Here is an 18,592-nt window from a genome sequence, read left to right as displayed (position 1 = left end):
ATCATGATTTCACGCCGCACGACCCTCGCCGTCCTCGGCGGCGCGCTTGCCGCGCCGGCTCTCCGCGCGGCTTCGGCGCAAAGCGCCTGGCCGAACCGGCCGATCCGAATGATCGTGCCCTTCCCGCCGGGCGGCTCGACCGACGTGCTCGCCCGCGTCATCGGCGAGTACCTGTCCAAGGAACTCGGCCAGACCGTTGTCATCGAGAACCGTCCGGGTTCCGCCGGCAATGTCGGCGTCAACGCCATCGCCCGCGCCGAGCCCGACGGCTACACGATCGGCGTCTCGACGATCGGGCCGCTGTCCGCCCATATCGAGCTCTACCGCACGCTGCCCTTCGATCCGCGCACCGATTTTACCTATATCGCGGACATCTACGAGATTCCCAACGTGCTGGTGGTCAATCCGTCGAACCCGGTGAAGACCGTCCAGGAATTCATCGCCTGGGCGAAGGAGAAGGGGCCGGGCAAGGTCTCCTACGGCACGCCGGGCCTCGGCACGACCGCGCATCTCTCCACCGAGTTCCTGTCGCGCAAGGTCGGGCTTCAGCTGCTCCATGTGCCTTACCGCACGGGCGCCGTGGCGGTGCAGGACCTCATCGCCGGCCGCATCGACTTCATGTTCGACAACCTGCCGACCATTACCGGCCAGATCCAGGGCGGCACGATCAAGCCGATCGCGGTTTCGACCGCCCGCCGCTGGGGCGGCCTGCCCAACGTGCCGACCATGATCGAGGGCGGCGTGCCCGATTTCGACGTCACCTCGTGGTCGGGCATGCTGGCGCCCAAGGGTCTGCCGGCCGACATCGCCAAGCGGCTGACCGACGCGCATATCAAGATCGGGCGGGACCCCGCTTTCGTGAAGCGCTTCGAGGAAATGGGCGCGACCTCGACCATGAAGGGCCCCGAGGCGCTTCAGGCCCGCATGGCGACGGAAATCCCGCGCTGGGCCGAGGTCGTGAAGGCTTCGGGCGCCAAGGTCGACTGAGACGCGTCTTTGCCGGCGCGATGCGGGGAGGGCGGTATTGCCGCTCTCCCATCCGGCCTGTTTGCGCCAGTGAATGAAATGATATTTCATTCCGGGCAACGAGACCATTCCCGGGGAAACTGCCCATGCCGTCCATTAGCCGCCGCTCCGTGCTCGCCAGCACGGGCGCGCTCGCCGCCGCCTCGATCCTGCCGGCCCGCGCGCAGTCCGATTTTCCGACGAAGCGAGTCACGCTGATCGTGCCGTTCCCGCCCGGCGGTCCCGTCGACCTCACGGCGCGCCAGATCGGTCAGAAGATCTCCGAATACTGGAACCAGGCCGTCATCATCGAGAACCGCCCGGGCGCGGATGCGGTGATCGGCGCGCAGGCGGTCCAGCGGGCTGAGCCCGACGGCCATACGCTGCTGATCTGCGCCATCCACCACTCGGTCCATCCGAGCCTCAAGGCGAGCCTGCCCTACAACTTCCTGCAGGACTTCGTTCCGGTCAGCGGCGCGGGCATCTTCCCGATCATCGTCTGCGCCCATCCCTCGCTTCCCGTGAACAACATCAGGGAGCTGATCGCCTACGCCAAGGCCAATCCCGGCAAGCTCTCCTACGGTTCGGCCGGCGTCGGCGGCGGCACGCATCTCTCCGGCGAACTGTTCAAGAGCATGACCGGCACGGACATGCTGCACGTCGCCCATCGCGGTAGCGCGCCGGCCATGAACAGCCTCCTCGGCAACCACGTGCAGCTGATGTTCTCGGACGGGCCGACCGCCGTGCCGCAGGTCGAGGCCAAGACGGTGAAGGCGCTCGGCATCAGCCCGGCGCGGCTGTCGCTGCTGCCGGATATCCCGACCATGGAGGAGGCGGGCCTGCCCGGCTATTCCGCTCATTCCTGGTCGGGCGTCGTCGCGCCGAAGGGAACGCCGGCGGCGGTCGTCGAGAAGATCAACGCCGCCATGGTCCGCGCGCTGAAGGAACAGGACACCATCGACCGCTTCGGCAAGTTCGGCGCCCAGCCGGCCGTGCAGACGCCGGCCGAGTTCGGCCAGTTCCTCAAGGCCGAGACGGAGAAATGGGCAAGGGTCATCCGCGAGGCTAACATCCCCACCCAGCAGTGAGCCGGGCGGCCGGCTCCGCAAGGGGAGCCGGCCATGGTCGAGACTATCGCCACCACGACGCTGCCGACGGGCGAGGCCATTCCCGTTCTCGGTCAGGGCACCTGGACCATCGCGGACAAGGCCGCGCGGCGTACCGACGCGGTCCGGGCGCTGCGGGCCGGCCTCGACAGCGGTATGACGCTGATCGACACGGCCGAGATGTATGGCGACGGCGCCTCCGAGGAACTGGTCGGCGAGGCGCTGAAGGGGCGGCGCGACGAGGCCTTCGTCGTGACCAAGGTCTATCCGCACAATGCCGGCGCGCGCAGCGCGGTCGAGGCCTGCGAGCGCTCGCTGCGCCGGCTCGGCACCGACCGCATCGACCTCTACCTCCTGCACTGGCGCGGCTCGATCCCGCTGGCCGAGACGGTCGGTGCCTTCGAGCGGCTGAAGACCGCCGGCAAGCTGCGTCACTGGGGCGTCTCCAACTTCGATGTCGACGACATGGAGGAACTGATCGAGGTCGAAGGCGGCGCGAAGGTCGCCGCCAATCAGGTGCTCTACAATTGCGGCCGGCGCGGCATCGAGTTCGACCTGTCGGGGTGGCAGGCGAAGCGCGGCATTCCGATCATGGCCTATTCGCCCATCGAGCAGGGCAGGCTGCCGAAGCATCCGGCGCTGGTGGCCATTGCCGCCCGCCACCCCGGCGCGACGCCGGCACAGGTCGCGCTCGCCTGGACGCTGCGCGGCGGCACGGTCTGCGCCATTCCGCAGATGGGCTCGCCGGCGCATGTCGAGGAGAACCGCCCGGCTGCCGCGCTGACCCTCACCGCCGAAGACCTCGCCGAGATCGACAGGGCCTTCCCGCCGCCGCGCGCCAAGCGCTCGCTGGCGATGCTCTGACGCCAACCTCTCTCAACTCCCTGCAACCCGGCGCAATGCCGCCGGCCGCCGATCTCCCGCACAACAGGCCCCGAGGACGCCGATGGCCGGCGCCCACCTGACAAGGGAGATTCGCATGTCCATCTCGAAGTCGCTCAAGATCGCCGCCGTCGCGCTCGCCCTCGCCGGTGGCGCCGCCGCCACCGCCCAGGCCCGCGACGGCTACCAGCGCTGGTTCGATGTGGTGAACACCTCGGGCAGCGTCGCCATCCACAGCGTCTATGCCACCCACCGCGACGACCGCTCGTTCGGCCGCGACCTGCTCGGCGATTCCATGGTCGCGCCGCGCTCCTCGTTGCGCGTCCAGCCGGACTTCCATTCCGGCTACTGCATCTTCGACGTCCGCGTCCGCTACGAGAACGGCGCGCAGGTCACCCGCTGGGGCGTCAACCTCTGCCAGGCGACCGCCGTCATCGTGAACCCGAACGGAGCGATCCAGGTGCGCTGAGCCGCATTTGACGGAAGTGGAGCAGGCCCGCGATCTCCCCTGGTCGCAACCTGTTCCGGAAGGCGAGTGGCGCGCCGTTGGGTCCGGCGTGCCGCTCGCCTCGCGAGACCCCCTTGGCTAGGAAGCATTTTCAAGCGAAGTGGTCGCCGGTTCGCGTGAGGAAAATGCGATCATGAGAGACGTGGACGGGGTCGTCGGACCCGGTCCACGCTGGCGGGGGGTCTTCATGTCGAACAGCGCCGATCTTTCCGCCCTCGTAGCGGCCGTCCATGCCGATGTCGCGGCCCGCATCGGCGAGGGCAAAGTCGCCGACTACATCCCGGCGCTCGCCAAGGTTGGTCCGAAGCAGTTCGGCATCGCCATCATCACCTGCGAGGGCGAGACGGCCGCCGCGGGCGATGCCGACATCGCCTTTTCCATCCAGAGCGTGTCGAAGGTCTTCACACTGACCATGGTTCTCGAGCGGCTCGGCGAGAAGCTGTGGGAGCGGCTGGGACGCGAGCCCTCGGGCTCCGCCTTCAACTCCATCGTCCAGCTCGAACAGGAGCGCGGCGTGCCGCGCAACCCGTTCATCAATGCCGGCGCTCTTGTGACGACCGATGTGCTGATGGCCGGCCGGTCGCCGCGCATCGTCATCGACGAGATTCTCGGCTTCCTGCGCGAGCGGACCGATGACGGCGGCATCGCCTTCGACGCCGAGGTGGCGCGCTCGGAGGCCTAGACCGGCTTCCGTAACCGCAGCCTCGCCAATTTCATCCGCGCCTTCCGCAATCTCGCCCATCCCGTGGACGACGTGCTCGACGTGTACTTCCACCAGTGCGCCATCGCCATGACCTGCCGGCAGCTGGCGCGCGCCGGGCTCTATCTCGCCAATGGCGGGCTCGATCCCGTCGACGGCGACCGGGTCGCGCGGGAGGAGACGGCCCGGCGCATCAACGCGGTCATGCTGACCTGCGGCCACTACGACGCCTCCGGCGATTTCGCCTATCGCGTCGGCTTGCCGGGCAAGAGCGGCGTCGGCGGCGGTATTCTCGCCATTGCGCCGCGCCGGGCCTCCATCGCGGTGTGGTCGCCGGGGCTCAACGCCGCCGGCAATTCGCTGGTCGGTTCGCTGGCGCTCGAACGGCTCGCGGCGCGGACGGGCTGGTCGGTGTTCTAGCCGCGCGGCGGCTCGGAACCATCCTCGTCCGGGTCTTCCACCGCCGGGATGGCATAGGCGCCCTTCAGCCAGCGGTTGAGGTCGACGTCGGCGCAGCGTTTCGAGCAGAACGGCTTGTAGCGCACGGTCGCCGGCTTGCCGCAGATGGCGCAGGCTTTCGGCGGATCGACCGGCTGGTCGTTGTCGTTGACGGGGTTCATGCCAATCCAGATAGGGCCTCAGCCCTTCGCGATCCAGCCCAGCGTCACGGGATAGCCGGTCGCGCCGATCAGCCCGACCGCCTCGGCCAGCGGCAGGCCCACCACATTGGTATAGGAGCCGACAAGGCTGACGACGAAGGCCCCCGCAATGCCCTGGATGGCATAGCCGCCGGCCTTGCCGCGCCATTCGCCCGAGGCGAGATAGGCCTCGATCTCCTCGCGTGACAGCCGCTTGAAGCGCACCCGCGTCTCGACGAGCTTGGTGGTCGTGCGGCCGCGCTGGTCGACCCGGCAGAGCCCGGTATAGACGCGGTGCGAGCGGCCCGAGAGCAGGCGGATGCAGGCGGAGGCCTCGTCGATGCTCTCCGCTTTCGGCAGGATGCGCCGGCCGACGCAGACCACGGTGTCGGCGGCGAGGATCACCGCGCCCTCCCAGTCGGCATCGTCGCGCAGGCGGCGGGCGGCCTCGGAAGCCTTCTCGCGCGCCAGCCGCTGCGCCAGCTTGCGCGGGCTTTCGCGCGGGATCGGCGTCTCGTCGATTTCGGCGGGTACCAGCGTGTCCGGCTCGATGCCGGCCTGCTGCAGCAGCGCCAGCCGGCGCGGCGAGCCGGAGGCGAGGACCAGTTTCGGCCGGCCGGGAACGGATACGGAAGCCATGGACGCCTGTCGGTTCGCGGGCGAAGGGTGATCCCGTTCGATAGCGGATGCGGGAGGGCTTGTGAACGGGCGGCATGGCCGACGCCTCACCCCTCCCTTCGTCCTGTTGGATTTCGCAGCGCAGCACGCCATAAATCGGGGCGAGGGGAGTTCCACCATGCCGAAGACCAATCCGGGCCGCTATTTCGAGGACTTCCGCCTTGGCGAGACGCTGCGCCACGCGACGCCGCGCACCCTGACCACGGGCGATGCCGCGCTCTACACCGCGCTCTACGGCACGCGCTTCGTGGTCCAGTCCTCGGACGCCTTCGCCAGGCAGATCGGCTATCCGAAGAGCCCGCTCGACGACCTGCTGGTCTTCCACACGGTCTTCGGCAAGACCGTGCCGGACGTGTCGCTGAACGCCGTCGCCAATCTCGGCTATGCCGGCTGCCGCTTCCTGTCGCCGGTCTATCCCGGCGACACGCTGTCGACCACCTCCGAGGTGATCGGTCTCAAGGAGAACTCCAACCGCAAGACCGGCGTCGTCTATGTCCGCTCCACCGGCATCAACCAGCACGGCGACGAGGTGCTGGACTATGTCCGCTGGGTGATGGTGAGGAAGCGCGACGACGCCGCGCGGATTCTCGCCGAGGAGGTGCCGGCCCTGCCCAAGGCGCTGGAGCCCGACCAGCTCGGCGATGCCTGTCCGATCATCGACCCGGCGGAGTGGGACAGCGGGCTCTCCGGCCAGCGCCACCTGCTGCGCGACTATCAGGTCGGCGAGAGGATCGACCATGTCGACGGCATGACGGTCGAGGAAGCCGAGCACATGATGGCGACGCGCCTCTACCAGAACACGGCCAAGGTCCATTTCAACCAGTTCACCGAGGGGCAGGGCCGCTTCGGTCGCCGCCTCATCTATGGCGGTCACGTCATCTCGCTGGCGCGCTCCCTGTCGTTCAACGGCCTCGCCAACGCCTTCCAGATCGCCGCGATCAATGGTGGCCGGCATGTCGCCCCGCTCTTCGCCGGCAACACGGTCTTCGCCTGGTCGGAAATCCTCGCCGTCGAGGACCTGCCCGGCCGCGACGATGTCGGCGCGCTGCGCATCCGCACGGTGGCCACCAAGGACCGGCCCTGCGTCGACTTCCCGCTGAAGACCGGCGAGGACTACGATCCCGCCGTCATCCTCGACCTCGACTACTGGGCGCTGATCCCGCGCTGAGGGGTCCGGTCTGGCCGCTGCCGCCCGGCTGCCCTACAACCACCCGGACGCGGCATACGGGAATCGGCGCATGGACATTTTCGACCGGCTGAAGGCGGCGGCTGCCGACGACTGGCGCGCCTATGTCGATCACGACTTTGTCCGCCAGCTCGGGGCGGGTACGCTGCCCGAGGCGGCCTTCCGCGCCTATCTGGTGCAGGACTATCTGTTCCTGATCCAGTTCGCGCGCGCCTATGCGCTCGCCGCCTACAAGAGCCGGTCCCTCGCCGACATACGGTCGGCGCAGGAGGGGCTCGCCTCCGTGCTGCACGAGACCGAGCTCCACGTCCGCCTCTGCGCCCGCTGGGGCCTGTCGCGCGCCGATATCGAGGCGGCCCCCGAGCATCAGGCGACCGTCGCCTATACCCGTTTCGTGCTGGATGCGGGCGCTGCCGGCGACCTCATGGACCTCCACGTCGCGCTCGCGCCCTGCGTCGTCGGCTATGCCGAGATCGGCCGCGCGCTGGCTCCGAACGGCATCGAGGCTCTCGGCAACCACCCCTATCGCGAATGGATCGGCGAATATGCCGGCGAGGGCTATCAGGGCGTCGCCGCCAATGCCCGCCGCCGCCTCGACGATTTCGCCGCGCGGGCCATGACCGAACGGCGCTTCACCGAGCTTGCCGGCCTGTTCGGCGCGGCTTCGCGGCTGGAGGCCGATTTCTGGCAGATGGGGCTCGATTCCGCCGGTCCGGCATGATCCGGCCCCCGTTGACCTCGCCTTATGTTTCGTCATGTTACGTGGGGTCCCGATCGACGGGGCGCGACAGAATCCCTCGGCCACCAAGACACCTGACGATGGCCTTTGAACCTTTTCGCCGGTTGCCGCGACTGATGCTGCGAGCCCACCGGCTCGGGAGTGACGATGCAGTCTGACAGCGACCAGGATCTCATCCTCCGGGTTGCCAAGGGCGATCGTCTCGCCTTCAGGACCCTCTATGCCCGTCATAATGTTCGCGTGTTCCGGTTCATACTCCGGTTCATCAAGGACGAAGGGCAGGCTGAAGACCTGATCGGCGAAGTCTTCCTGGACGTGTGGCGTCAGGCCGACAGGTTCGAGGGGCGATCGAGCGTCTCGACCTGGATCCTCGGAATGGCCCGGTTCAAGGCGTTGTCCTCGCTGAGGAAGACGACGGAAGCGGAACTGGACGAGGAAAAGGCCGGCGCGATCGCGGACGACGCGGACACACCCGAGGTGGTGGCTCAGAAAGTGGACAAGGCACATGCGATCCGCCGCTGCATTGACCAGCTTTCGCCCGAGCACCGGGAGATTGTCGATCTCGTCTACTATCAGGAGAAATCGATCTCCGAAGTGGCCGAGATCGTCCAGATCCCGGAAAACACCGTCAAGACGCGCATGTTCTATGCGCGCAAGAGGCTCCAGGAGCTCATGCAGAGCGCCGGAGTCGACCGAGGTTGGCCATGACGACGCGCAGTGAAATCGACAATGCCGAGCGCCGGGCCATTTCCGAGCTGCTCCCCTGGTACGCCGCCGGCACGCTCTCGCCGGCCGACACCGCGCGCGTCGAGGCGGCGATGGCCGCCGACGCGACCCTGCGCGACGAGCTGGAGATCGTCCGCGAGGACCAGGACGCCGCCTTCGCGCTGGCCGAAGCCTCGCCCCGCCCCTCCGCGCGCGTCCTCGACGACCTGATGAAGCGCGTCGAGGCGGAACCCGCCAAGCTCGCCCATGTCGCGGCCCGCGCCAAAGCCTCCTTCGCCGACTGGCTCGGCGAGAAGCTGTCCATGCTCGCCCCCCGCACGCTGGCCTATGCCGCCGGCGCCGCCGCTCTCGCGCTCGTCGTGCAGGCCGGCGTCATCGGCTCCGGCTTCATCGGCGGCCCCGCCCAGTTCCAGACCGCCTCGCACGGCCCCTCGGGAGCCGGCGCGCGCGCCGCCGGTACCTTCGTGCTGATCGGCTTCAACGCCGATGCCAATACCGGCGACATGACCCGGCTTCTGGAGCAGGTGCGCGGCACGATCATCGAAGGCCCGCGGCCGGGCGGTTTCTACCGGGTGCGCGTCGGCGATGCCGGCATGAGCCAGGCGGATCTCGACCGGGTCATCCAGACGCTGCGTGGCCAGCCGGCCATCGTGCGCTTCGTCGGCCCGGCCTCCTGACGCATCGCGCCCGCAGGGGGCGTTGCGCAGTCAAACAGAAATATTCGCGGCCTAAGCTCGGCACGGCTTTCGTTTCTCGTGAGGTGCGGCCATGACGGATCAGACATCCGATCGTCCGTTGCTCCCGTCCGGAAGGACCGGCGTGATTGCCGGCTTCCTCGCGTTGCTGGCCGGCTCCACCTTCCTCACTCTCGTCGACGCGCGCCCGGCACAGGCCCAGTTCGGTATTTCCATCGGCGGCTTCGGCGTCGGCGGCGGTGGCGGTTTCCGTGGCGCGCGGCCGCGCATGGGCGTGCCCAACCGCGCCCCGTCCATGGGGCGGGTGCCGTCGATGCGCGGCCCCGGCATGGTCGCGCCCGGTGGCCGCATGGTCGATCCGAACCGCTTCGGCGGCATGCGCGGCCAGCGCGGCCCGCGTCTCGAGGCCTATCCTGGCCGTGGTCCCCGCCGCTTCACCGATGGTCCGATCCGCGGAAACGGTCGTCCCGGCTCCATCGGTCGGCCGGGTTCCCGCGGCGACGGCATGGTGTCGCGCCCGCCGGGCAACCGCCCACCCGGCGCCGGCCGTCCCGGTCGCCCGAACGATTCCGCCGGAGGCTCCGATGGGCGCCCCCCGCGCCCCGGCCGTCCGGGCTATCCCGGCCGTCCGCCGGTCGTCGTCATTCCGCCCTTCGTGCCTCCGGTCGTGGTCGTGCCGCCGGGTGGCGGCGGGCGTCTGCCGCCCGGTGGTCCGCCGCCCATCGGGCCCGGCGGCCCCGGCCCGCGCTTCGTCGGCCCCGCCATGGCGGCCCCGGCGCTGATCTCCGCCGCACGGTCGGCCAATGCCCAGGACGTGCCAGGCATGCCGCCGTCGAGCGAGCGCCGCTACGTGCCGGATGAGGTGCTCTTCGTCATGCGCGCCGACGCGCCGCCCGCCGCCATGCGCAACGTGGTGCGCCGCTACAACCTGACGCTGATCGCCGAGCAGCAGTCGGAACTGGTCGGCACCGTCGTCCATCGCTATCGCGTGCCCAACCGCATGACGGTGCCGGCGGCGATCCGCGCCATGACGCGCGCCACCGGCGTCGCCTATGTCCAGCCGAACTACATTTTCGAGCGGCCGAACTACGTGTTCCGGCTGCAGAGCGCCTCCACGACGCGCAGCGGCGCGGCCGCCCTGCAATATGTCGTCGAGGCGCTGCGCCTGCCTGAAGCGCACCTCCTGTCGCGCGGCGAGCAGGTGCCGATCGCGGTGATCGATTCCGGCATCGAGGCGACCCATCCCGAGATGGCGGGCCGCGTCGCCAAGAGCTTCGATGCGGTCGGCGGCGCGTTCCAGCCGCATGAGCACGGCACCGGCATGGCCGGCGCCATCGTCGCCCACGCCCAGCTCACCGGCATCTCGCCGCGCGCCAACATCCTCGCGGCGCGGGCCTTCGCGCCCGGCCAGGCCGCCGGTGCGCAGGGCACCAGCTACCACATCCTCGGAGCCATGGACTGGTCCGTGCGCGAGGGCGCGCGCGTGATCAACATGAGCTTCGCCGGCCCGCGCGACCCGATGATGACCCGCGCCATCCAGAACGCCGCCGGCAAGCGCGTGGTGCTGATCGCGGCCATGGGCAACGAAGGCGCGACCGCCCCCGTCTCCTTCCCGGCCGCCGACCCCAATGTCATCGCCGTGACGGCGACCGATCAGCAGGGCCGCTTGTTCGACGCCGCCTCGCGCGGCAACCACGTCTCGGTGGCGGCGCCGGGCGTCGAGATTCTGCTGCCCGCGCCGCGCGGCGGCTATCAGATCTCGTCGGGAACCTCGGTCGCCGCGGCCCATGTCAGCGGCATCGCCGCGCTGCTACTGGAGCGCCAGCCGGATCTCGATCCGACGCAGGTGCGCGAGATCCTCCAGCAGACCGCGCGACACGGCGCGACGCCGAATCCGCAGCTCGGCGCGGGTCTGGCCGATCCGGTTCCGGCGCTGAACGCAGCCGTGCCGCAGGCAGCGCCCGCCACGCCGATGGTTGCCGCTCCACCCGCCGTGCCGGCTCCCGACACGGCGCAGGCGCCGGCTGCCGCCGGAACGGATACGGCTCAGGTTCCGCAGCAGGGACCGCGTCAGGCGACCGTGCCGCCGACGGCGACGTCGCCGCAGGCAGTGGTGCCGCCGCCGGTGGAGCCCGGCAAGATCGAAGCCAAGGACTGATCCCTGGGACTGATCCCCGGCAGCCGGAGCACGACGGGCGCCCAGGCTGTGCCCTGACCGGCAGACCCCGGAGGAAGCTGTTCCGCATGGGCCATCCGCCGGCAGCTCCCGCCACGCCGGGCGCGGATTGCCGTTGTCAGCCGCACCAGCCCATGAAGCCCGTCCGTCAGTCCATCGCCAGCGGATGGGGAGTGCCGGGCTCCGCCGCAACGGCCACTACAAACGAAAAGGGCGGCGGGTTTCCCCACCGCCCTCGATCGTCTTGCAGGTCCGTCTTGCAGATCCGTCTTGCAGATCGCTGGATCAGCGACGGGTCGGTTCGCAGTAGCGGCCGCGGAACAGCTCGTAGCCGCAGGTCATTTCGCGGGCCTGCGGGGCGCTGCCGCCGCGGCTCGGGCCGCCCGGAACCGTCGCGTGGGTGACCGGCGCTTCGATGGTGGCGGCGATGTCGCTGGCACCACCACCGCCGCCACCACCGCCGCCGCCGGCGGCCTGGGCGTTGGCGAGGCCGGTGAAGGCCGAGCCGAGGGCGAGAGCGAGAGCGCCGGTGAGCGCGAACTTGCGGAAGCTGGTCATGGTCTGGGTCCTCGTCGTGAGTGCCGCAGGCTCATTGCCCCGGCGATGACCATGGGTCGCGGCAACCCTCGGTTCGGTTCAACGGGGCCCGTCGCAATCTCGCCGTGCGTGCGCTTTGGTTAAAGGAAGCTCTGCGGATCGACGTCGATTTCAAGCCGGACATTGCCGCGCGGCGCCTCGACCCGCGACAGCCAGCCGCGCATCCAGCCCGACAGGTCGAAGGCCCGCGCGGAGCGCGCCAGCAGCCTGACGCGATGCCGGCCGCGAACCAGCGCCAGCGGCGCCTCGGCGGGTCCGAGCACCTGGACATCGCTGCTCGGCGGAGCGGAGCGGACAAGCGCGCGCGCATAGGCAAAGGCGTCCGCCTGCGCCTCCGCCGAAACCACCAGCGCCGCGAGCCGGCCGAAGGGCGGCAGGCGCGCCTCCTCGCGCATGGCGATCTCGGCCGCGTAGAAGCCCTCGCGGTCGCCGCGCACGATGGCGCGGATGATCGGATGGTCCGGCTGGTGCGTCTGGATCAGCGCGCGCGAACCATCCTTGGCCCGGCCCGCGCGACCGACCACCTGCTGGAGCAGCTGGAAGGTGCGTTCGCCCGCGCGCGGATCGCTGTTCGACAGTCCGAGGTCCGCATCGATGACGCCGACCAGTGCGAGATGCGGGAAATTGTGCCCCTTGGCGACGAGCTGGGTGCCGATGACGATATCGGCCTCGCCGCGCGCCACAGCCTCGATCTCCTGCCGGATGCGCTCGATGCCGCCGGCCATGTCGGAGGACAGCACCAGCAGCCGCGAATCCGGGAACAGCGTCGCGCATTCCTCCGCGAGCCGTTCGACGCCCGGCCCGCAGGCGACGAAACTGTCGACCGCCTCGCATTTCGGGCAATGGTCCGGCGGCGGCATGTTGAAGCCGCAATGGTGGCAGACGAGCCGGCGGCGGAAGCGATGGTCGACCAGCCAGGCCGAGCAATTCGGGCACTGCACGCGCTCGCCGCAGGCGCGGCAGAGCGTCAGCGGCGCATAGCCCCGCCGGTTGAGGAACAGCAACGACTGCTCGCCGGCTTGCCTTGTCTCCCGGATCGCGGCTTCAAGCGCCGGGGCGATCCAGCGCCCGCGCGCCGGGCCGGCGGTCTTGAGATCGACGGTGGCGATTGTCGGCATCTCGCGCCCGCCGAAGCGCTCGGGCAGGACGAGCCGGGCGTAGCGGCCCTTGTCGGCATTGACGCGGCTTTCCACCGAGGGCGTCGCCGAGGCGAGGACGACGGGGATGTCGTGCAGGCGCGCGCGCACGACCGCCATGTCCCGCGCATGATAGTGAACGCCGTCATCCTGCTTGTAGGCGCCCTCGTGCTCCTCGTCGACGATCACCAGGCCAAGGTCCGCGAAGGGCAGAAACAGCGCCGAGCGCGCCCCGATCACCACCGGCACCTCGCCTGCGGCGACGCCAGTCCAGACCCGGCCACGCCGCGTCGCGCCGACCCCGGAATGCCAGGCGGCGGGCCGGTGGCCGAAGCGCTCGGCGAAACGGTCGAGGAACTGCGTGGTCAGCGCAATCTCGGGAACGAGGATCAGCGACTGCCGGCCCTGCCGCAGCGCCTCGGCGACCGCCTCCAGATAGACCTCCGTCTTGCCGGAGCCGGTGACGCCGTCGAGCAGGGCGACGCTGAAGGTCCGGGCCGCGACCGCATCGCGCAGGTGCCGGGCGGCAGCCTGTTGCGCCGCGTTAAGCACGGTCGTCGCGTAGTCGGCATCGAGCGGCTCGGCGACGGCTTCCGCCGGCAACAGCACGGTCTCCAGCGCGCCTTCGTCGACGAGCCCGTCGATGACGCCCCCCGAAACGCCGGCCTCGCGCGCGGCCTCGCCCTTCGCGCGCGCCAGCCCGTCGGCCAGCGCGGCCAGCACCTTTTTCCGCGCCGGAGTCATCCGCCCCGGCGGCACCTCGGTAATCCGGACCCCGACGCGCGGTTTCGGGGGAGCGAGGTCGTCGGGATGGCGCAGCGCCATGCGCAGCACCATGCCGCGCTGGGCCAGCGTGTAGTCGGCGATCCAGTCGCAGAGCTGGCGCACGGCATGGGGCACGGCCGCACTGTCATAGCGGTAGGCGATGTCCTTCAGGCGATTGTGCGAGACGCCACCCGGCTGGTCGCGCAGCGCCCAGACGGCTCCGAGCGTCGTGCGGGGGCCGAGCGGCACGGCCACGACGTCGCCCGGCGCCAGCTCCATCCCGTCGGGGATCCGGTAGCTGTAGGGCCGGTCGACGGCGACCGGAATCAGCACGTCGGCGTAGCGGGGAGGGCTCATGCCGATGGCCTAGCGCGCGGCGCGCGCCAAGGGAATGGCGATGATGCAGATCAAAGATCACGTGAGCGGAATCCCGGCCAGCGACATTTGGAATGGCGGCGCGGAGGTTTGCGGCTTTTTCTACAACGGCTCTAATGTGCGGGCTCTTGATTGAATTTGCTCGGGACCCGAATTAGAAAGCTGACAGATGCGGTCAACAAAGGCGATCAGCCCTGTTGCGCCGCTCCGAGGACCCGCAGTGATCGTTTGCCATTGCAATGTGCTGAGTGACCATGACATCCGGGCCTGTCTCGGTGACGGTCCGGAATGTCCGAAAGTGGTGGGCGAGGTCTATGCCTGTCTCGGCTGCAGCCCCGATTGCGGCCGCTGCGCGCGCACCATTCGAGCCATCATGCGCGAGGCTGGCGCCGATTCCGCCTGCAACACCTGCCCGATGAGCGCCTGCGCGCACCATGAGGCGGAGCACCTCGTCGCCGCCGAATAGGCGGGACAACCATCCGACAGTCTGTCCGCTATGCCCTGCCGCGCCGTGACGGTCGGCCGAACTCGCTTGCTTCAATATCTAGAATGATTTTAAACTGGCGCCGGGTCGCAGGACCCGAGCGGAATTGCCAGCGGAGGCGACCATGAAGGGCGACAAGAAGGTCATCGACTATCTCAACAAGGGCCTCAGGAGCGAACTCACCGCCGTCAGCCAGTACTGGCTGCACTATCGCATGCTGGACAATTGGGGGTTCAACGACCTCGCGAAATACTGGCGCAAGGAATCCATCGAGGAGATGGTCCACGCCGACAAGTTCATCGACCGCATCCTGTTCCTGGAAGGCCACCCGAACCTGCAGGTGCTCGATCCGCTGGAGATCGGCCAGACGGTGAAGGAGATCATCGGCTGCGATCTGAAGGCCGAGATCGGCGCGCGCAAGCTCTATCAGGAGGCCGCCTCCTATTGCGAGACGGTGAAGGACTATCCCTCGCGCGACCTGTTCATCGAGCTGATGAGCGATGAGGAAGGCCATATCGACTTCCTCGAGACGCAGCTTGAGGTGATCAAGACCATCGGCGAGCAGCTCTACATCCAGAAGCACATGGGCGATCTCGGCAAGGGTGGAGCCGACTGACCGTTCACGCCATGTGAACCGGGCCATGGCAGGGTGATGCCATGGCCGCTTTCGACCTTCCCGCCGACGCGCTCGTTCCCGGCGCCGCTCCCGACACGGTGACGGCGATGGGCCGCTGGCTGCTGCACCTCGGCGCCGAGCGGCGGCTCTCTCCCAAGACGCTCGAAGCCTATGGCCGCGACGTCCGCGTCTTCCTCGGCTTCCTGTCCGGACATAACGGCGACGCCGTTTCGCTCAGGGCGATGGGCGAGGCCGCGCCGCGCGACGTGCGCGCCTTCATGGCGAAGCGCCGAGCGGACGGGCTGGACGCCCGCTCCATTGGCCGGGCGCTGGCGGCGGTACGCTCCTTCACACGCTTTCTGGAGCGGGAGGGCGAGGGCCGCATGGCCGCCTTTTCCGCCGTCCGCACGCCGAAGACGGCGCGCCGCCTGCCTCGTCCGCTGAACGTTGCCGCCGCGCGGCGCGTGGCCTCGGCCGGCACGCGCGAGCATGAGGATGCCGAGCCCTGGGTCATCGCGCGCGACGCCGCCGTGCTGGCCCTGCTCTACGGCTCGGGCCTGCGCATTTCCGAGGCTTTGGGCCTTCGTCAGAAGGACGCGCCGCTCGCCGGGCAGCCGGGGCAGGTCACCGTGCTGGGAAAGGGCGCGAAGGTCCGGCAGGTGCCGGTCATCGCGAAGGTCGCGGACGCCATCGCGGACTATCGCCGCCTCTGCCCCTTCGCGCTCGGGGCGGATGATCCGCTCTTCGTTGGCGTCAAGGGCGGGCCGCTATCGCCGCGCATCATCCAGCTTGCCATGCAGCGGCTGCGCGGCGCGCTCGGCCTGCCCGAAACGGCGACGCCGCACGCGCTGCGCCATTCCTTCGCGACGCATCTGCTCGGGCGGGGCGGGGACCTGCGCTCGATCCAGGAACTGCTTGGCCACGCCTCGCTGTCGACGACGCAAATCTACACCGAGGTCGATACGGCGGCGCTGCTGCGCGTCTACGAGAGCGCCCACCCGAGGGCCTGACGGGATCAGGCGCCGGTCGGCGCGCTGGCCGGCCGCATCCGCTCGCGGCGCGAGCGGCGGAAGCGCATCAGCAGGCGCAGCGCGCGGTTCGGCCGGCCGCCGCTCAGGATGCGCGTGACGCGGCGGATGCGCTCCTTGATCGGATCGATGTGGCCGTGCGCCCAGGCGAGCCAGCGCAGCCAGTGCTCATAGGCCCAGACGAACAGCGGAATCTGCATCAGCTTCGGCTTGCAGGCGTCGAACAGGAAAGCGGCGCTGCCGACGCCGACCACCTTGGCGAGGAAGAACACGCCGCCGCCGAGGATCAGGTGGCCGCGCGCGATCAGCGCCAGCGCCGCCAGCTTGAACGGGAACAGCAGGATGGCGGGAATGGCGAAGACCGCGAGGGTCGCGTAGGGCGGCAGGCGCTGGATGCCGTCGTGAATCGCCTGCTTCACCGCCTTGAGAGGCAGGAGTTCGACGAGCCGGGCGATGATCGGCCCGACGCGCTCCCAGATCCACGTCTCCAGCAGGATGACGAGAGCGGCGAGGACGATGAAGGGGCGGACGAGGCGGCGCATCGGGGCTCCCGTGCAGGATGCGGCCTATATCACCGCCCCAATATGTCGCGTTGACGGCGTGCGGAAGGCGCCCTCTGTTTCAGCTCTCCTTGGAGCGTATGCGGCCAACCACGTCATGGCCGGGCACAGGCGGCCTCTGGCCGCCGTCATTCAATCTTGAACGCCGGGACTTCGGTTCCGGCTATGCCGGCCATCCACGCCTTGAACAGCGCCGCTCGGAAATGAAGTCGCGGATGCCCGGCACAAGGCCGGGCATGACGGATGGGTATAGGCTTTGTCTGGCCGCTGCTCGGGCTGCCTCTCAGGCAAGCGACCAGATCGCCGTCTCGGACAGAAGATGGTCGACGCGCTTCTCCCTCAACGCGCGCAGGGCTTCCTCCGGCTTGTTGATGATCGGCTCCTCGTGGACGTTGAACGAGGTGTTGATCACGGCGGGGATGCCGGTGCGCCGCTCATAGGCGGCGATCACGTCGTAATAGACCGGGTTCTGCGCGCGATGGATGAGCTGCGGCCGGGCCGTGCCATCGACATGGACGCAGGCCGGGATGCGCTCGCGCCATTCCGGCTTCACGTTGCAGGTGACCGTCATGAAATTGGCGGTGTAGGCGAGTTCGTCCGGCAGATCGAACAGATCCTTGGCGCGTTCGGCGAGCACCACGGGCGCGAAGGGCATGAAGTCGGTGCGGTCGAGCCGCTTGTTCAGCCAGTCGTTGATGGTGCGGTCGACGGCGCTGGCCATGATCGAGCGGGCACCGAGGGCGCGCGGCCCGTATTCCATGCGGCCGAGATAGGTGCCGACGGTCTCGCCCGCGACGATCAGGTCGGCGGCTTCCTCGACGGCGTTCCCAACCGGGCGCTTCACCGCACCGGAGCCGAAGACCGCTTCGACATCGGCGGAATAGTCGCGGCCGCGATAGACGGTGGCGAGCCGCTCGCGGTGCTTGAGCCACGTATCGAGCCCGTCGCGCTCCAGCAGGAATTCGAGCACGCCGCCATCGGCTTCGCCCTGATCCGACATGGCGGGATAGACGAAGATCTCGTCGAGGTCGAAGCGCTCGGCGATGCGCTGGGTCAGCTTCACATTGGCGAAGACGCCCCCCGAGAGGCCGAGGTGGCGTACGGGGTGGCGCGCCAGCATCTTCGCCAGCGCCGCCAGCGTCACCGTCTCCAGCGTCTGCTGGACGCTCGCCGCCATGTCCTCGCGCGAGGTCTTCTTCGCGAGGCTGTTGACCAGCATGCGGATGCGCCAGCGCGGCAGCGCGCAATGGATCTGGCCGTCGTCGGAGACGGCATAGAGGCCCGTCAGCCGATCGGCATGAACAGGCTTGCCATAGGCGGCGAGGCCGAGAACCTTGCCCTCGTGGCGCAGCGACCGGAAGCCGAGCGCCTCCGTGACATAGGCATAGAGCTTGCCGAGGCTGTCGCCGGGGCGCTGCGGCACGCGCCGCGCCAGCGTGTCCGCCTCGCCGCCGAACAGGTCGGTGAGCTTGCCGTCCTTCAGAACGCGGGCGGAATAGAAGATGTCGTCGCCGCCGCCGTCGGACGTGTAGAGCAGCACGTCGTCGGCCGGCATGTGCGCGAGGACGCTAAGCGCATGCGCGCGGTGATGATTGTAGAAATAGGCCTTGGCGGAAGCCGGCCAGCCATGGCGGGCGGCGAAGGCATCGGTATCAACGACATCGGCCAGCGTTTGCACCTTGCCGGCACGCAGCGGCGCGATCGGATCGACCTTGCGCACGGGGAGAAGGCCGCCGAACGGCAGGGCGGAGCGCAGGACGTCCGCCGCCGGATAGCGCATGCGTGGATAGGCGACGGCCTCGATGGCCCCCGCGTTGAGCCCCGCCTGCGCGAGGCATTCGGCGACTGCCTCCGCCGGGAAGCGATAGCCGTCGGTCTTGATGCGCGTCGCGCGTTCCAGCGCCACCGAGGCGATGCAACGGTAGTCGTCGTAGAGGGCCGCGCAGGCGTCGTGCGACTGGTAGAAGCCGAGAATGATCAAGTGCGGCCTTC

The 18,592-nt window shown here is 69.2% G+C and carries 17 protein-coding genes and 1 pseudogene; 12 read left to right on the top strand and 6 right to left on the bottom strand.

Translation table 11 applies throughout. The annotated features are described in order from the left end of the window. Nucleotides 1–3 precede the first annotated feature (3 nt). The 5 genes and pseudogenes from JNK84_RS08000 (at nucleotide 4) to JNK84_RS07980 (ending at nucleotide 4,621) form a co-directional block, all read left to right on the top strand. Nucleotides 4–987: a Bug family tripartite tricarboxylate transporter substrate binding protein gene (locus JNK84_RS08000; protein ID WP_293422562.1), complete on the top strand. Its 984-nt coding sequence runs from the start codon at nucleotides 4–6 to the stop codon at nucleotides 985–987. Between the two features lie 125 nt (nucleotides 988–1,112). Next, nucleotides 1,113–2,093, top strand: coding sequence for a Bug family tripartite tricarboxylate transporter substrate binding protein (locus tag JNK84_RS07995; RefSeq protein ID WP_293422559.1), 981 nt, complete (start codon nucleotides 1,113–1,115; stop codon nucleotides 2,091–2,093). 33 nt (nucleotides 2,094–2,126) lie between these two features. Further along, the gene (locus JNK84_RS07990) at nucleotides 2,127–2,975 is read left to right on the top strand and encodes an aldo/keto reductase (protein WP_293422556.1); all 849 of its coding nucleotides are present in this window, start codon (nucleotides 2,127–2,129) and stop codon (nucleotides 2,973–2,975) included. A 115-nt stretch (nucleotides 2,976–3,090) separates the two neighbouring features. After that, complete coding sequence (locus JNK84_RS07985) at nucleotides 3,091–3,462, top strand: hypothetical protein (protein WP_293422553.1); 372 nt, start codon at nucleotides 3,091–3,093, stop codon at nucleotides 3,460–3,462. Between the two features lie 226 nt (nucleotides 3,463–3,688). Beyond that, nucleotides 3,689–4,621: pseudogene (locus tag JNK84_RS07980) on the top strand (glutaminase). On the opposite strand, the gene yacG reads toward JNK84_RS07980, so the two are convergent. Continuing rightward, nucleotides 4,618–4,821, bottom strand: a complete 204-nt coding sequence (gene yacG / locus JNK84_RS07975; RefSeq protein WP_293422550.1) for a DNA gyrase inhibitor YacG — start codon at nucleotides 4,819–4,821, stop codon at nucleotides 4,618–4,620. The pseudogene JNK84_RS07980 and the gene yacG overlap by 4 nt on opposite strands. 18 nt (nucleotides 4,822–4,839) lie before the next feature. Beyond that, nucleotides 4,840–5,478 carry a Maf-like protein gene (locus JNK84_RS07970; RefSeq protein ID WP_293422547.1) on the bottom strand — a complete coding sequence of 213 codons (639 nt, stop codon included), beginning with the start codon at nucleotides 5,476–5,478 and terminating at the stop codon, nucleotides 4,840–4,842. 157 nt (nucleotides 5,479–5,635) lie between these two features. Here JNK84_RS07970 and JNK84_RS07965 point away from each other — a divergent pair, with 157 nt between their 5' ends. From JNK84_RS07965 to JNK84_RS07945, 5 genes are all read left to right on the top strand, one after another. Then, a complete protein-coding gene (locus JNK84_RS07965) occupies nucleotides 5,636–6,685 on the top strand; it encodes a MaoC family dehydratase (RefSeq protein ID WP_293422544.1) in 1,050 nt (349 codons plus the stop codon). Nucleotides 6,686–6,755: 70 nt separating this feature from the next. Next, complete coding sequence (locus tag JNK84_RS07960) at nucleotides 6,756–7,424, top strand: TenA family protein (RefSeq protein ID WP_293422541.1); 669 nt, start codon at nucleotides 6,756–6,758, stop codon at nucleotides 7,422–7,424. Nucleotides 7,425–7,589: 165 nt separating this feature from the next. Continuing rightward, nucleotides 7,590–8,150, top strand: a complete 561-nt coding sequence (locus JNK84_RS07955; RefSeq protein ID WP_293422538.1) for a sigma-70 family RNA polymerase sigma factor — start codon at nucleotides 7,590–7,592, stop codon at nucleotides 8,148–8,150. Beyond that, nucleotides 8,147–8,845, top strand: coding sequence for a hypothetical protein (locus JNK84_RS07950; RefSeq protein WP_293422535.1), 699 nt, complete (start codon nucleotides 8,147–8,149; stop codon nucleotides 8,843–8,845). Before JNK84_RS07955 ends, JNK84_RS07950 begins: the two co-directional genes overlap by 4 nt. A 142-nt stretch (nucleotides 8,846–8,987) precedes the next feature. Next, nucleotides 8,988–11,021 (top strand): S8 family peptidase, encoded by a 2,034-nt coding sequence (locus tag JNK84_RS07945; RefSeq protein ID WP_293422532.1) that lies wholly within the window; start codon nucleotides 8,988–8,990, stop codon nucleotides 11,019–11,021. A gap of 303 nt (nucleotides 11,022–11,324) precedes the next feature. Here the strand turns inward: JNK84_RS07945 and JNK84_RS07940 are convergent, their stop codons facing one another. Together JNK84_RS07940 and JNK84_RS07935 are read right to left on the bottom strand one after the other, a co-directional pair. Continuing rightward, complete coding sequence (locus JNK84_RS07940) at nucleotides 11,325–11,597, bottom strand: hypothetical protein (protein ID WP_293422529.1); 273 nt, start codon at nucleotides 11,595–11,597, stop codon at nucleotides 11,325–11,327. Nucleotides 11,598–11,716: 119 nt separating this feature from the next. Then, a complete protein-coding gene (locus tag JNK84_RS07935; RefSeq protein WP_293422526.1) occupies nucleotides 11,717–13,894 on the bottom strand; it encodes a primosomal protein N' in 2,178 nt (725 codons plus the stop codon). A 626-nt stretch (nucleotides 13,895–14,520) separates the two neighbouring features. Between JNK84_RS07935 and bfr the strand changes: the two genes are divergently transcribed. Together bfr and JNK84_RS07920 are read left to right on the top strand one after the other, a co-directional pair. After that, nucleotides 14,521–15,012, top strand: a complete 492-nt coding sequence (gene bfr, locus JNK84_RS07925) for a bacterioferritin (RefSeq protein ID WP_293422523.1) — start codon at nucleotides 14,521–14,523, stop codon at nucleotides 15,010–15,012. 41 nt (nucleotides 15,013–15,053) lie between these two features. Continuing rightward, a complete protein-coding gene (locus JNK84_RS07920; protein ID WP_293422520.1) occupies nucleotides 15,054–16,022 on the top strand; it encodes a tyrosine recombinase XerC in 969 nt (322 codons plus the stop codon). A gap of 5 nt (nucleotides 16,023–16,027) precedes the next feature. Here JNK84_RS07920 and JNK84_RS07915 read toward each other — a convergent pair whose 3' ends face one another. Then, on the bottom strand, nucleotides 16,028–16,582 hold the full coding sequence (locus tag JNK84_RS07915; RefSeq protein WP_293422517.1) for a hypothetical protein: 555 nt from the start codon (nucleotides 16,580–16,582) through the stop codon (nucleotides 16,028–16,030). 301 nt (nucleotides 16,583–16,883) lie between these two features. Further along, the gene (locus JNK84_RS07910) at nucleotides 16,884–18,581 is read right to left on the bottom strand and encodes a carbamoyltransferase C-terminal domain-containing protein (RefSeq protein WP_293422514.1); all 1,698 of its coding nucleotides are present in this window, start codon (nucleotides 18,579–18,581) and stop codon (nucleotides 16,884–16,886) included. Nucleotides 18,582–18,592: the final 11 nt, after the last annotated feature.

Origin of the sequence: Phreatobacter sp. (assembly GCF_016793595.1) — a bacterium.
Lineage (GTDB): Bacteria > Pseudomonadota > Alphaproteobacteria > Rhizobiales > Phreatobacteraceae > Phreatobacter.
Note: the sequence above shows the minus strand (reverse complement) of the source record. Positions and strands in the feature narration are given on the sequence as shown.

Bases quoted from the DNA above. Each gene is read 5' to 3' on its own strand.
- bfr (WP_293422523.1), top strand. From the start codon at position 14,521: ATGAAGGGCGACAAGAAGGTCATCGACTATCTCAACAAGGGCCTCAGG.
- JNK84_RS07965 (WP_293422544.1), top strand. From the start codon at position 5,636: ATGCCGAAGACCAATCCGGGCCGCTATTTCGAGGACTTCCGCCTTGGC.
- JNK84_RS07960 (WP_293422541.1), top strand. From the start codon at position 6,756: ATGGACATTTTCGACCGGCTGAAGGCGGCGGCTGCCGACGACTGGCGC.
- JNK84_RS07940 (WP_293422529.1), bottom strand. From the start codon at position 11,597: ATGACCAGCTTCCGCAAGTTCGCGCTCACCGGCGCTCTCGCTCTCGCC.
- JNK84_RS07985 (WP_293422553.1), top strand. From the start codon at position 3,091: ATGTCCATCTCGAAGTCGCTCAAGATCGCCGCCGTCGCGCTCGCCCTC.
- JNK84_RS07920 (WP_293422520.1), top strand. From the start codon at position 15,054: ATGGCCGCTTTCGACCTTCCCGCCGACGCGCTCGTTCCCGGCGCCGCT.
- JNK84_RS07950 (WP_293422535.1), top strand. From the start codon at position 8,147: ATGACGACGCGCAGTGAAATCGACAATGCCGAGCGCCGGGCCATTTCC.
- JNK84_RS07915 (WP_293422517.1), bottom strand. From the start codon at position 16,582: ATGCGCCGCCTCGTCCGCCCCTTCATCGTCCTCGCCGCTCTCGTCATC.
- JNK84_RS07995 (WP_293422559.1), top strand. From the start codon at position 1,113: ATGCCGTCCATTAGCCGCCGCTCCGTGCTCGCCAGCACGGGCGCGCTC.
- JNK84_RS07990 (WP_293422556.1), top strand. From the start codon at position 2,127: ATGGTCGAGACTATCGCCACCACGACGCTGCCGACGGGCGAGGCCATT.
- yacG (WP_293422550.1), bottom strand. From the start codon at position 4,821: ATGAACCCCGTCAACGACAACGACCAGCCGGTCGATCCGCCGAAAGCC.
- JNK84_RS07935 (WP_293422526.1), bottom strand. From the start codon at position 13,894: ATGAGCCCTCCCCGCTACGCCGACGTGCTGATTCCGGTCGCCGTCGAC.
- JNK84_RS08000 (WP_293422562.1), top strand. From the start codon at position 4: ATGATTTCACGCCGCACGACCCTCGCCGTCCTCGGCGGCGCGCTTGCC.
- JNK84_RS07970 (WP_293422547.1), bottom strand. From the start codon at position 5,478: ATGGCTTCCGTATCCGTTCCCGGCCGGCCGAAACTGGTCCTCGCCTCC.
- JNK84_RS07955 (WP_293422538.1), top strand. From the start codon at position 7,590: ATGCAGTCTGACAGCGACCAGGATCTCATCCTCCGGGTTGCCAAGGGC.